This is a genomic window from Candidatus Thalassolituus haligoni (genome assembly GCF_041222825.1).
In the GTDB taxonomy this organism is placed as follows: domain Bacteria; phylum Pseudomonadota; class Gammaproteobacteria; order Pseudomonadales; family Oceanobacteraceae; genus Oceanobacter; species Oceanobacter antarcticus.
This window is the reverse complement of record NZ_CP139482.1, coordinates 3,979,256-3,991,962: the sequence shown is the minus strand read 5'-3', so window position 1 is coordinate 3,991,962 and position 12,707 is coordinate 3,979,256. Positions and strand designations below refer to the sequence as shown.

Annotated in this window: 11 protein-coding genes; all 11 read left to right on the top strand. The window is 49.3% G+C overall.

The features are described 5' to 3' along the window. Nucleotide 1 precedes the first annotated feature (1 nt). Nucleotides 2-1,120, top strand: coding sequence for a trans-acting enoyl reductase family protein (locus SOJ49_RS18035; protein WP_369855871.1), 1,119 nt, complete (start codon nucleotides 2-4; stop codon nucleotides 1,118-1,120). 68 nt (nucleotides 1,121-1,188) lie between these two features. Then, on the top strand, nucleotides 1,189-1,959 hold the full coding sequence (locus tag SOJ49_RS18030; protein ID WP_369855870.1) for an SDR family NAD(P)-dependent oxidoreductase: 771 nt from the start codon (nucleotides 1,189-1,191) through the stop codon (nucleotides 1,957-1,959). Nucleotides 1,960-1,982: 23 nt separating this feature from the next. Next, nucleotides 1,983-2,759, top strand: coding sequence for an SDR family NAD(P)-dependent oxidoreductase (locus SOJ49_RS18025; protein WP_369855869.1), 777 nt, complete (start codon nucleotides 1,983-1,985; stop codon nucleotides 2,757-2,759). Nucleotides 2,760-3,363: 604 nt separating this feature from the next. Beyond that, nucleotides 3,364-5,064 (top strand): DUF1302 domain-containing protein, encoded by a 1,701-nt coding sequence (locus SOJ49_RS18020; protein WP_369855868.1) that lies wholly within the window; start codon nucleotides 3,364-3,366, stop codon nucleotides 5,062-5,064. 98 nt (nucleotides 5,065-5,162) lie between these two features. Next, the gene (locus SOJ49_RS18015) at nucleotides 5,163-6,434 is read left to right on the top strand and encodes a DUF1329 domain-containing protein (RefSeq protein WP_369855867.1); all 1,272 of its coding nucleotides are present in this window, start codon (nucleotides 5,163-5,165) and stop codon (nucleotides 6,432-6,434) included. 78 nt (nucleotides 6,435-6,512) lie between these two features. Further along, entirely contained in the window at nucleotides 6,513-7,565 is a 1,053-nt protein-coding gene (locus SOJ49_RS18010; protein ID WP_369855866.1) for a WD40/YVTN/BNR-like repeat-containing protein, read from the top strand. Between the two features lie 45 nt (nucleotides 7,566-7,610). Beyond that, nucleotides 7,611-10,022 (top strand): RND family transporter, encoded by a 2,412-nt coding sequence (locus tag SOJ49_RS18005; protein WP_369858086.1) that lies wholly within the window; start codon nucleotides 7,611-7,613, stop codon nucleotides 10,020-10,022. Continuing rightward, nucleotides 10,004-10,459 (top strand): universal stress protein, encoded by a 456-nt coding sequence (locus SOJ49_RS18000; RefSeq protein WP_369855865.1) that lies wholly within the window; start codon nucleotides 10,004-10,006, stop codon nucleotides 10,457-10,459. Before SOJ49_RS18005 ends, SOJ49_RS18000 begins: the two co-directional genes overlap by 19 nt. Nucleotides 10,460-10,664: 205 nt before the next feature. Then, the gene (locus tag SOJ49_RS17995; protein ID WP_369855864.1) at nucleotides 10,665-10,994 is read left to right on the top strand and encodes an EthD family reductase; all 330 of its coding nucleotides are present in this window, start codon (nucleotides 10,665-10,667) and stop codon (nucleotides 10,992-10,994) included. Then, entirely contained in the window at nucleotides 10,991-11,740 is a 750-nt protein-coding gene (locus SOJ49_RS17990; protein ID WP_369855863.1) for an electron transfer flavoprotein subunit beta/FixA family protein, read from the top strand. The genes SOJ49_RS17995 and SOJ49_RS17990 overlap by 4 nt, the downstream gene beginning before the upstream one ends. A gap of 10 nt (nucleotides 11,741-11,750) precedes the next feature. Next, nucleotides 11,751-12,680 carry an electron transfer flavoprotein subunit alpha/FixB family protein gene (locus tag SOJ49_RS17985; protein ID WP_369855862.1) on the top strand — a complete coding sequence of 310 codons (930 nt, stop codon included), beginning with the start codon at nucleotides 11,751-11,753 and terminating at the stop codon, nucleotides 12,678-12,680. Nucleotides 12,681-12,707: the final 27 nt, after the last annotated feature.

Sequence of the window (12,707 nt, the reverse complement as noted above, 5' to 3'; positions counted from 1 at the left end):
TATGAACTCTCCGAAAGTCGTTGTTTATGGTGCCAGTGGATACACCGGCAAGCATCTTGCCTGGAAACTGGCCGAGCGCAAAATCCCGTTTATTGCTGCCGGACGCAATAAAGAGCGATTGGAAAAGCAACTCGGTGCTATGGAAGAACTGCAAGGTGCTGAATATGAGGTGGTCGCGGTTGAACACACCAAAGAAGCACTGACCAAACTCTTTACCGGGAAAAAAGTCGTTCATAACCTCGTTGGCCCTTATATGCAATTGGGCAAGCCGGTTGTGGAAGCGGCACTGGCAGCCGGTTGCCACTATCTGGACTGTACCGGTGAGCAAGACTGGATGTTCTTGCTGAAGGCTGAATATTCTCAGCGCTTTGCGGATAAAGGGCTGGCGTTATTGCCTGCTACCTCTGCGATGTGGAACCTGGGACTGATGGTGGCCGAAAAGGTACTGGAAACTGATGGCATCGATTCTCTGGATATTACCTACACACTCTCTGGTGTGCCTTCTGTGTCCTCAACCCTGTCATTCATGCGGATGTGCTGTCAGCCGCAATATCGGCTGCAGAACAACCAGCGGGAAGCCTGGCCGATCGAAGGTGTCAATATGGTGGTGCCGGGAATTCATGAAGTGCTGATGGCCTTGCCATGGAGCGGTGGTGGTGAGTCTGTCTGGCTTGAGGACGACAAACGTGTCATCAACTGCTCAACTCTGGTGACCTTCCGCAATCAGGCTCTGATGAATCTGGTTATCTCGCGCATGAAAGAGTTTACCAGTGACTATCAGCACCGCTCAGCGCAAGAGCAGGAAGAAGCTACCAATCGCTGGGCGATGGAAATAGCGCCGCAAGGTGAGCCTCCACGGGAGGATTTTGATATTCATCGGGGTTTGATTACCTGTCATGGCCGTGGCCGTACCACCATGCGTTCGGTGTCTCTACCGGGAGTTGCATTCGGATATGTGGGTACTGCCTCTATGGGAGCTCAGGTGATTGACACCCTGCTGCGGGGACAGCAGCGCGCGGTAGGGATGGTGCCCGCCGCCTACGTGGTGGGTGTCCGTGAGCTTCATGCCGAGCTTGTGAGTCAAAAGGTTGCTGGCGATATGGTCGACATTATTCGCTGATCCATGCGATTCGGCGGGGCGTGGCTATCGGGCCGGATCGCCCCTTCAGAACAAATTCAGGAGACAGTATGAAAAATCTCTGTAACTCAAGGTACGAAGGGCTGACCGTCCTGGTGACCGGCGGTGGTGCCGGTTTGGGTGAAGCCATTTGTGAGCGTCTCGCTGCCGAAGGTGCTGCTGTCGCCGTGCTGGATTATTCCATTGAAGCGGCGCAACGAGTTGCTAGCAAACTGCGGGAGCAAGGTGCCAAAGCACTGGCTCTGTGCGCAGACGTGACCAGACCTGAACAGCTGAAGCAGGCGATTGCCACCTTGCTTGAAGAGTTTGGCCAGTTGGATATGGCGGTGAATAACGCCGGAATAGGCATTCCGTTTGCCCCTCTGGCAGATCAGGAGGATGAGACTTGGGCACGAGTGATTGATGTCAACCTGACTGGCGTCTTCAATAGCATGAAAGCCGAACTGCCGCATATGCAGGAGCGTGGAGGTGCAATTATTAATATTGCATCGGTTACTGCACTGATGGGTATTGCCGGTGTCAGCCCGTACGTGGCAGCCAAACATGGTGTGCTTGGTCTCACCCGTTCCGCCGCTATCGAGTATGGAAAGTATGGCGTGCGAGTCAACGCGGTTTGCCCAACATTTGTGCGAACTGCACTGACTATGGCTGAATTAACGGATGAAGAGCAATGGCAAGCGCTGGATGATATGCATCCTATGGGGCGTTGCGCCACCCCTGAAGAAGTCGCCGCCATGGTGGCCTTCTTGGGCAGTGCCGAAGCGGCCATAGTCACCGGTTCAGCCAATACAGTTGATGGTGGTTTTACCACCGGTCGGTAAGTTACCAACCAAGGAGTGTATCGATGGATATTCGCAACAGGGTTGTCATTGTCACTGGCGCTACTGGCAGCATAGGTCGGGGTGTGTGTCTGGTACTCGCTGCTCGCGGTATGCAGGTAGTGGTCGCTGACCTTGATCAACAGGTCTGCGATCGATTTGCAGATGAATTGGTAGGGCGGGGGTACAAAGCCATCGCAGTGGCGGTGGATGTGACTAGCCGTAAGGCGACCGTAAAAATGGCGGCTACGGTACTGGAGCAGCTTGGCGCCATTGATGTTCTTGTCAATAATGCCGGCATTATCGGTCTGGCACCTCTGCAGGAATTGGAGGAAGCCGTTTGGGATCGAGTGATTGATGTTAATTTGAAGGGCAGTTTTCTATGTGCCCAAGCCGTCGTAACCACAATGATTGAACAAAAGCGTGGACGAATTATCAATGTGGCTTCCGTCGCCGCTGCTCGGCCTGCACCCTTTCAGTCTGCTTATGCTGCTACAAAAAGTGGCGTATTGGGGTTGACCCGGGTTTGGTGCCAAGAATTGGCTGCCTACGATATTACGGTAAATACGGTTTGTCCCGGGTTTGTGGATTCACTGATGTGGTCTGAACATTTGGGCCCGGCGTATGCTGCTGTATCGGGTGTTGAATCGGCAGCTGTTCTGGATGCCTTGTCACGGGCTAATATACCGCTGGCTCGTCCACAGCAGCCAAAGGACCTGGGGGAGGCTGTAGCCTATATTGCTGGAGCCGACAATGTCACCGGGCATACCTTATATGTCGATGGCGGATTTACTCAAGCGTAGTTGTATCAATAAAATTTGATAGATTAATGCTTTTTGATTCATCAATTTATTCCGGCAGCCTCCGAAGGGCGCGGGTTGCTGCCAGAGTCGAGCGCTGTGCAGGATTAAATAGATGGTTCTTTGGGGATGGCTTTGGTTTTATGTCAGGTGTTTTTGTTGTTTATAACGGGTATCCGGTATTGGTCATTGATGGTTTTTAACTTACATTAACAAAGTTAGCAGAGGGGATGATGTTTTCCTCTTAGTCTTTCATTGTCACCGCCTTTTTATCTGTCTCAGTCGGTGCTAGCAGGCACCTTTTTACGGCTCCTTTAGGGGCCGTTTTTTTCTTTCAATAACCCATTTACCAAAGCCATTAAATTAATCGGCAGACGACGATTTGCATGTAAGAGGAGGCTTGTGTCCGATAAATGATCATAGATTGTCGCTTCAATCGCGGGTAAATCCGCTCCTGCATAAAGAAAAATAATCCGGATTAAGTTATAGGTCACGGGTTTCCGTGATTGTGGACGTGGAGTGTCTGGCTGAGAATAAAAGTTCCCTAATAATAAATAGAAATGAGATGGCGCTTCTAGGGATTGCCATCCGAGTTGAAGGGTTTAATATGACTAAATCTGTTCCAGATCCCCATGGTGTACAAGGTACTCCGCAGCGAAAGTGTGTTCTCTCACTTGCCATTGTGGCTATGCTAGGAGGTGGTGTTCCAGAAGCATTTTCTCAATCGATCAATACGGGCAATCCCGACTTGAAAGTCCGTTGGGATAATACATTTAAATACACGGCAGCATGGCGTCTTAATAAGCCTGATAATTATGTAGCCTCTGGTGAGTCCGGTGAGCAGCCGAATACGGATTATGGAGATCTTGCGCATGACCGAGGTCTGATCAATAATCGCCTTGATCTACTTTCTGAGTTTGACCTCCTTTATAAAAACTACGGATTCCGTATATCGGGTGCTGCTTGGTACGATGATCATTATATGAATGAATATAATGACTATCCGGATGGTAATCCTCCAAATACCCAGGCAACACTGGCAGGTGAAAAAAACAATCGTAATTCGTCTGATGTTCAGGACGTCATGGGGCGCCGGGTCGAAATTCTGGATGCTTTTTTGTACGGCCGTTTTATGACGGGTGAAGAATCCGGTATTACTGTGCGTGTGGGTAAGCATACCCAGCTCTACGGTGAAACCCTGTTCCTGGGTGCCAACGGTATTGCTGCGGCACAGGGGCCGGTCGATCTGATCAAAGCATATTCTTTGCCAAATGCCCAATTCAAAGAAATTGCCATGCCCGTAGGGCAGGTGTCTACCGACTTCCAGCTTTCCCCTGATGTGTCTGTTGGTGCCTACTATCAGTACGAATGGAAGCCGATACGATTGCCGGCAGCGGGAAGCTATTTTGGTGCCGCTGACTTCGTCGGTGATGGCAGTGATCTGTTACTGATTCCTTTTGGATCTGGTGTAGCACCTCGTGTATCCGATCTTGAGGGTGACGACAGCGGCAACTTCGGTGCCCGTATTAAAATCCGCATCAGTGATACCGATTATGGTGTATATGCCGCTCGTTATAGCGAAAAAGCCCCTATTCCAGTAGTCGATGTGGCTACTGAAACTTATCGCTTGATGTATGCGCGAGACATTGACACTTTTGGTGCCAGTATTTCTACCGTGTTTGGTGAAAGCAATGTTGCTGGTGAAATATCCATACGACACAATACACCACTGGCCCCATTGGGAGATCTGATAATTAGCACCATGGCCGATGCCGATAATAAAGATAATACGCCTTATGCACGCGGTAACACTTTTCATATGAATTGGTCTGCCATTTCAGTGTTTACAGAGTCGTCTCTTTGGGATGGTGCCAGCTTTGTTGGTGAAATCGCCTATAATCGGTTGATGAGTGTTACCCATGACCCGGTTAGTGCGACGGGGCTGGCGGCTAAAAACACTACTAGTACACGTGGCCATTCTGCCGTTCGATTTGTATTTCAACCCGAATATTTTCAAGTTCTTCCTGGGGTTGATATGCAGGTTCCAATTGGTGTGGGTTATGGGATTAGTGGTCGTTCAGCAATATTTCAGATGGTTCCTGAGCATGGTGGAGATATTTCCGTTGGTATTAACGCCGATATTCAGAGGATTTGGAAACTCAGCTTCAACTACAAACATTTCTTCGGCGATGACGGCCCGGCTCCGGTATTGGCATCGGAAGATGCGGCAGCATCCAGCTATGCCAGTTATGACCAGTACTACGGCGATCGCGATTTTGTTGCATTGACTGTTCAGCGTTCGTTCTAACGAAATATAAGGATCTGGAAATGAAATTTTTTAATAAGGCTGCGCTGGCATTCGCGGTAGCATCGATATGTTATATCCCGGCAATATCTCAGGCCGGTGTGTCTGCTGAAGAAGCCGCCAAACTCAAGACCTCTTTGACCCCGCTGGGTGCGGAAAAGGCGGGCAACGCGGATGGTAGCATCCCTGCCTGGGATGGCAAAAGTGCTCCTCAGGTTGCCAAACTGAATACCGGCCACTCTGCTGATCCGTATGCCGCCGAAAAACCGTTGTTTTTTATTGACGCGAACAATTCTGGCCAATACGTCGACAAACTCAGCCAGGGCACGATCGAGTTGATGAAAAAATACCCAAGCTTCCGGGTTGATGTTTATCCAACGCATCGTACCGCTGCAGCACCACGCTATGTGTACGAAAACACTTACACTAATGCGACCAGGGCCTCTTTAGGTGAAGACGGTGAAGTGAAGAACGCCTTTGGTGGCGTGCCGTTCCCGATTCCAAAGTCTGGTGAAGAAGTCATCTGGAACCACATTCTGCATCCTCGAATCAGCTCTTCAGAGTTCGGTTTGAAGAACGTCGTTGGATCGTCCAATGGCCGCTGGACTATCGCTACCCGTGCAGAAAACAACAACCAGTCGCCGTATTATTCTCGTAATGGCAGTGCCGAAAAATGGAGTGGTGATTATCTGCTAGCGCGGTTCGTAAACACTGATCCACCGTTCAAGGCTGGTGAAGCACTGGTGATTCGGGATAACGTGAGTTTGGTTAACAGCCGACAGGCGTGGCAGTACCTGGTGGGTCAACGTCGGGTTCGACGTGCCCCAACGGTGGCATATGATACGCCTGACTTCGTGGCATCTGGAGCGAATTACTTCGACGAAGTGATTGGCTTCTATGGATCACCAGATCGCTACAGTTGGAAGCTGCTTGGCAAGAAGGAAATGTATATCCCTTACAACACTAACGGTTTCCAGGCGACGCCGATGGATGATGCGATGGTGCCTTTTCACTTTAATCCAGACAAGGTGCGCTGGGAGCTGCACCGGGTTTGGGTTGTAGAAGCAACGGTTGCAGCTGGCAAGCGTCACGTTCTGCCGAAACGCACATTCTATTTTGACGAAGATACCTGGGCGGTATCTATGATTGATGGATATGACGCCGAAGGTAAATTGTGGCGTTCCTCTTATGTTATGCCAACAGTTGAACCGGATTACCCGATCGTCATTGCGGACACAACATTTGTATATGATCTGCAGGCTAAAACCTTCAGTTGTGTGCAGTGCTTTAACGAAGAATATTTTCGAGTTGTGGATGATAAGCCAAATAGCTTCTTTACCGGGGCTTCAATGGGGGCCAGTGGTCTTCGTTAAAACTTCTTAAAGGTCAGTCCCGGTTTTCGTTCGGAAGGCCGGGTTGACTCATTCACGTTTCGGAAATCAGGTAATTTTATGACCAAATATCTACGGAATATCTCACTGATTCTTGGTTTGGCTTTTATCTCAGTGAATGTTTTTTCAGAAGATATGGTTCGTTTGGATCCTCTGAATATGGAGAGCACGAAATCATCACGTGCCCATCATGTATTAATCACCAGTGTGGTGCGGGCAGCCGATCGCTTGGTGGCGTGCGGCGAGCGTGGTGTCGTTATGCTTTCTGATGATTCAGGCCAAAGCTGGCATCAGGCCGACTTTGTCCCTGTGAGTGTCACGCTCACCAAACTGTATTTTGTTGATGCTGACACCGGTTGGGCGATCGGTCATAGCGGTGTGGTGTTGAAGACTGTGGATGGTGGTAAGCACTGGAAAAAGCAGCTAGACGGTTTTCAGGCTGCGCAGATTGAACTTAAGGCAGCTGAAAAGGATAGTGCTAATGACAGTCGCATGCAGGCAGCCCGCTATCTGGTGCAGGATGGTGCCGACAAGCCATTTCTTGGAATACATTTTACCGATGCGTTGCACGGCATCATCGTTGGTGCCTATGGTATCGCGTTTGCAACCCGTGATGGTGGCATGCATTGGGAAAGTTTGATTGGACGTATCGCAGACCCTGCAGGTCGCCATTTGTATGCTGTTGTCCAACAGGAAAATTTCATATACCTCGCCGGTGAGCAGGGAGCCCTGTTTCGTTCCGATGATAACAGCCAGTCATTCTCTTCACTGAATGTGGGCTGGGATGGATCTCTGTTCGGAATTCTGCCGCTAGGTAACAAGAGCCTGATTGCCTATGGCTTGCGTGGTAAAACATTCGCGAGCACGGATCAAGGAGAATCCTGGAAAGCACTCAATCTGCCAGAAACCTCTATAGTCGCTGGTCATATTTTGTCAGATGGAGCGATTGTGCTGGCAGACGAAACCGGTCAGCTGCATTTGAGTAAGGATGCAACATTCTTCAATTCTGTGGGCTTGCCTGCCAATGGACCGATTTCGGCATTTATTGAATCGGCAGACAAACAGCTAATCTTTTCTGGTGCGAACAATCTTTCGCGCCGGTCACTGAAATAAAAATGGAGTATCGTCGTGCATCATGCCCAATCTGAGCACCCGGTTATTCAGGATCTGACCGAATTTAATCATAATTCGGGATCTCGGGTTGAACGTCTGCTATTTAATCATCGACGTATTGTTATCGGAATATGTTTGATCTTGACATTATTGCTGGCTGCGCAGACAACCAACCTGCGATTGGCTGCTTCGTTTGAAAAAATGATTCCGGCTAGTCATCCATATATTGTCAATTATTTTGCAAATCGATCCGAGCTATCTGGCCTTGGTAATGCTGTCAGAATATCTGTCGAAAATACCGGCGGCTCGATCTATGATCGTGAATATCTGGATGTGTTACGTAAAATAAATGATGAGGTATTCCTGACCGAAGGTGTCGAACGCCCTTATATGAAGTCCCTTTGGACTCCATCTACTCGCTGGGTTGCGGTGACCGAGTATGGTCTGGATGGAGGGCCTGTTATTCCTGACGATTATGATGGTTCCCAAAATTCGCTGGAGCAGGTGCGTATCAACATTGAGCGTTCCGGGGAAATCGGCCAGCTGGTGGCTACCAATCTGAGATCAAGTATTGTTTTTGTGCCGCTGCTGGAGCGTGATGATCTTGGCAATAGACTGGATTATCATACGTTGGCAACCCATCTAGAAGAGCTTCGTAGCAAGTATGAGTCGGAAAAAATCCGTATTCATATCACCGGTTTCGCCAAAGTTGTTGGCGATTTGATTGACGGTCTTGTGCAGGTACTCGGATTTTTTGCACTGGCGATCACCATTTGTATTGGTGTGCTGTTTTGGTACACACGTTGCGTCCGCAGTACTCTGCTAGTGGTGCTTTGTTCTCTGATTGCTGTCGTATGGCTATTGGGCCTGTTGCCAGTACTTGGCTATGAACTCGATCCTTATTCCATTCTGGTACCGTTTATGGTTTTTGCTATCGGCATGAGCCACGGCGCCCAGAAAATGAATGGGATCATGCAAGATATTGGTCGTGGTACTCATCGACTGGTTGCGGCTCGATATACCTTTCGGCGTCTGTTCCTGGCGGGGTTGACCGCTCTCGGGGCCGATGCGGTGGGGTTTGCCGTAATGATGGTGATTGATATCCAGATTATTCAGGATTTGGCCATCACCGCCAGTATTGGTGTGGCAACCCTGATTCTCACTAACTTGGTATTACTACCCATTTTACTGTCATATTCGGGGGTTGATCCGAAAGCGGCCCAGCGTAGCTTGCGTTCTGAGCAGTCTGATTTGCAGGATGCTACGCATAAAAAACACCGCTTCTGGGATTTTCTGGATCTCTTCACCCGCCGTAAATACGCGTCTATTGCCTTGTTGGTAAGTATCGGGCTGGGGTGCTTTGGGCTGGTGGTCAGCCAGCAGTTGAAAATTGGGGATCTGGATGCTGGTGCGCCAGAGTTACGCCCGGATTCACGCTACAACCTGGATAACGCCTTCTTGGCGGCCAACTACTCAACCAGCAGTGATATCTTCGTTGTGATGGTGCGTACTCCCCAATACGAGTGCGCCAATTATGGCACTCTGATCAAAGTAGATGCGCTGGAATGGCAGCTGCAGCAACTGACGGGTGTGGAGTCGACCCGGTCTCTGGCCAGCCAGGCCAAGGCCGCTGCGGTAGGGATGAACGAAGGGAGTCTGCTGTGGTATGAAATTCCACGTTCACAGTCGCTAATCAACTCGATTGTTACCCGTGCTTCTCGAGAACTGTTTAACCAGAACTGTGACCTGCTGACGATCTACGCATATCTGAAAGACCATCGCGCCGATACTCTGGAAGAGGTGGTACAGGTGGTAGAAGCCTTTGCCGCAGCCAACAACACCGCTGATGTAACCTTTATGCAGGCCGCTGGCAGTGCCGGGATTGAAGCTGCAACCAATATTGTGGTGCGTAAGGCAAATTCTGAAATGCTGCTGCTGGTATATGCAGCGGTCACCCTGCTGGCTTACATCACCTTTAGATCCTGGCGGGCGGTTATATGTGCAATTATCCCGCTGGCATTGACGTCTGTGTTATGCGAAGCATTGATGGTTTTTCTGGGTATTGGCGTCAAAGTGGCAACCTTACCTGTTATTGCCTTGGGGGTTGGTATTGGTGTGGATTATGCCTTGTATATCCTTTCGGTTACGCTGGCTAATTTGCGGGCGGGTATGACTCTGTCCGAAGCGTATTATCGTTCGTTACTATTTACTGGGAAAGTGGTTGTATTAACCGGGATTACATTGGGGATTGCCGTTTGTACTTGGGTTCTTTCACCTATAAAATTTCAAGCTGATATGGGTATCCTGCTGGCCTTCATGTTTATCTGGAATATGATTGGTGCTCTGATTCTTATTCCATCTCTCGGTCATTTCCTGTTGCGCTCTGAATATAAAGAGATAGCTGATGAAAATAATATGAATATACGGAGTAAAAATACATGTACCAGCACCTGCTAGTGCCTTTGGATCAGTCGCCCCTGGCTATGAGATTGGCGGAATATTCGATCAAATTTGCCAGTGAGATCGGAGCGACGATGACATTTATTACGGTCTGTCAGGACTTTGAAGGCACTGCTGAAGGGGCTCTGCAAAGAACTCTGTCTCCTGATCGTTTTATAGACATAGCACTCCATGAAGCCAAACAGACTCTCCAGGCGGCATTGGATCTCGCTGCCTTGCATGGTGTCAGAGCGGTTACCCAGCTGCGTATAGGTGATGCGCCGTTTGAGGAAATTATTAACGAAGTCCGCAGCAGCGCTTGTGACCTGGTGGTGATGGCTTCTCATGGCCATCATGGATTGGAGCGATTATTGGTTGGCTCACAAACACAAAAGGTGCTCGATTCTGCATCGGTGCCGGTGCTGGTTATGCCGTTGAGATCAAACGGAGAATAAACGTAATGCCTTCTAACGTAATGCTTTCTAAAGGGCGCATCTAAAAATATAGCAAGCGATGAAAGAACAAGGAAAAAAATCGACGAAAAGCGCAGTTTATGAGTAATAAATGAGAATTTCTAGTCGATTTTAAACGCCTTCATTTCAAGCGCAATAATTTATAGATGTACCCTAAAGCTGTTTTTTTAAAGATGGGATAAACAAGATGATAAAAATAAATGTCATGTACCCGGTCACTGAAGGTGCCGGATTCGACCTGGATTATTATTGCAACAAACATATTCCCATGGTGGCCGGACTGCTGGGATCTGCCTGTAAGGGGATTCATGTAGAAAGTGGTCTTTGTGGGGGGGAGCCGGGTCGTCCGGCACGATTTGAAGTGATGACCGGAATTCTGTTTGAGCGTTTAGCAGACTACGAAAGCAGTTTTGCGGCGGCGGCGGGTGTATTGATGGCCGATATTCCCAACTTTACGACCATTCAGCCCTGGGTCGAAGTGACCGATGTGTGTATTGATCAGAGGGAGAGTGAATGAAAATTCTGGTATGCATAAAGCGGGTTGTGGATCACAACGTTAAAGTTCGGGTCAAGGCTGATAGTAGTGGCGTGGATTTGACCAATGTCAAAATGGCCATTAATCCCTTTTGTGAAATTGCCGTCGAAGAGGCTGTCCGCTTGAAAGAAGCAGGTATCGCCTCTGAAGTTGTGGTTGTCTCTGTTGGGCCTGATGTGGTGCAAGAACAGTTGCGCCTGGCGCTGGCGCTGGGCGCTGATCGTGGCATTCAGGTGAACACCGATGCCGTTGCCGAGCCTCTTAATATTGCCAAGCTGTTGGCTGCTCTGATGAAGAGCGAAGAGCCGGGGCTGGTCATTCTGGGTAAGCAGTCCATTGATGCAGATAACAATCAGACAGGTCAGATGTTGGCGGCTTTGACTGGACGCCCTCAGGGAACTTTTGCGTCCGTTGTTAAGGTGAATGGCAGCAAAGTTCAGGTAACTCGGGAAATAGATGGTGGCCTGCGCACAGTTGAGTTGGCATTGCCCGCCGTTGTAACTACCGATTTACGCCTGAATGAACCGCGTTATGCAAAATTGCCTGATGTTATGAGGGCTAAGAAAAAATCGATGGCGGTGGTGACTCCGGAAGAGTTAGGCGTTGAGCTGAAGCAGCATGCACTGGTCTTGAGCGTGGATTCACCCGAAGCGCGTCAGGCGGGTATCAAGGTGGCCAGTGTGGATGAACTCGTGGATAAACTGAAAAATGAAGCCAAGGTGATTTGAGGGTACGGTAATGACAATTCTTTTAATCGCAGAACACGATAACAAAACCCTTAATACAAGTACTCTGAATGTCGTCACCGCAGCACGTCGTATCGGTAATGGTATCACCATGCTGATAGCAGGTAATGATTGTGCAGCAGTGGCGGAGCAGGCTGCCAGTATTCCATGTATTGATCGGGTTTTACTGGTCAACGACGCCGCTTATGACAAATTATTACCGGAAAAACTATCGGCCTTGATTATCGAATTGGCAGAAGGGCATGAACACATTCTGGCGGCCGCCAGCAGCATGGGTAAAGACGTAATGCCTCGAGTGGCAGCCTTGCTCGATGTTGGCCAAATATCTGAAATTATTGCGGTGGATGCCGAGGATACTTTTCAGCGCCCGATTTATGCGGGTAATGCCATTGCGATGGTGCAGTCTCTTGATCCGATTAAAGTGATCACGGTGCGTACTTCTGCTTTTGATAAGGCAGCATCAACAGGTGGTTGTGCCGTCATTGATAGTATCGACACACACTGTGATGACCAGACTAGCGTCTTCATTGATGAGGTTCTGGTTCAATCTGAACGCCCAGAGCTGGCGGCTGCCAGCGTGATCGTCTCGGGTGGCAGAGGTATGGGGAATGGTCGTAATTTCGAATTACTGGAAGCCGTGGCAGATCGTCTTAATGGAGCGATTGGCGCATCTCGTGCAGCAGTTGATGCCGGTTTTGTCAGTAATGATTTGCAGGTTGGCCAAACTGGGAAAATTGTGGCTCCTGATCTGTATGTTGCGGTGGGGATTTCCGGTGCGATTCAGCACTTGGCAGGTATGAAGGGTTCCAAAGTGATTGTCGCCATCAATAAAGATCCGGATGCGCCGATCTTTCAGGTCGCGGATTATGGTTTGGTAATGGACTTGTTTGATGCATTACCTGAATTGGCACGCAAGCTTTGAGAAAGCGTAGAGGAGTGGGAAATACCG

Coding starts and splice junctions, on each gene's coding strand:
- SOJ49_RS18030 (WP_369855870.1), top strand. CDS start 1,189: ATGAAAAATCTCTGTAACTCAAGGTACGAAGGGCTGACCGTCCTGGTG.
- SOJ49_RS18000 (WP_369855865.1), top strand. CDS start 10,004: ATGTACCAGCACCTGCTAGTGCCTTTGGATCAGTCGCCCCTGGCTATG.
- SOJ49_RS18020 (WP_369855868.1), top strand. CDS start 3,364: ATGACTAAATCTGTTCCAGATCCCCATGGTGTACAAGGTACTCCGCAG.
- SOJ49_RS17985 (WP_369855862.1), top strand. CDS start 11,751: ATGACAATTCTTTTAATCGCAGAACACGATAACAAAACCCTTAATACA.
- SOJ49_RS17995 (WP_369855864.1), top strand. CDS start 10,665: ATGATAAAAATAAATGTCATGTACCCGGTCACTGAAGGTGCCGGATTC.
- SOJ49_RS17990 (WP_369855863.1), top strand. CDS start 10,991: ATGAAAATTCTGGTATGCATAAAGCGGGTTGTGGATCACAACGTTAAA.
- SOJ49_RS18025 (WP_369855869.1), top strand. CDS start 1,983: ATGGATATTCGCAACAGGGTTGTCATTGTCACTGGCGCTACTGGCAGC.
- SOJ49_RS18010 (WP_369855866.1), top strand. CDS start 6,513: ATGACCAAATATCTACGGAATATCTCACTGATTCTTGGTTTGGCTTTT.
- SOJ49_RS18035 (WP_369855871.1), top strand. CDS start 2: ATGAACTCTCCGAAAGTCGTTGTTTATGGTGCCAGTGGATACACCGGC.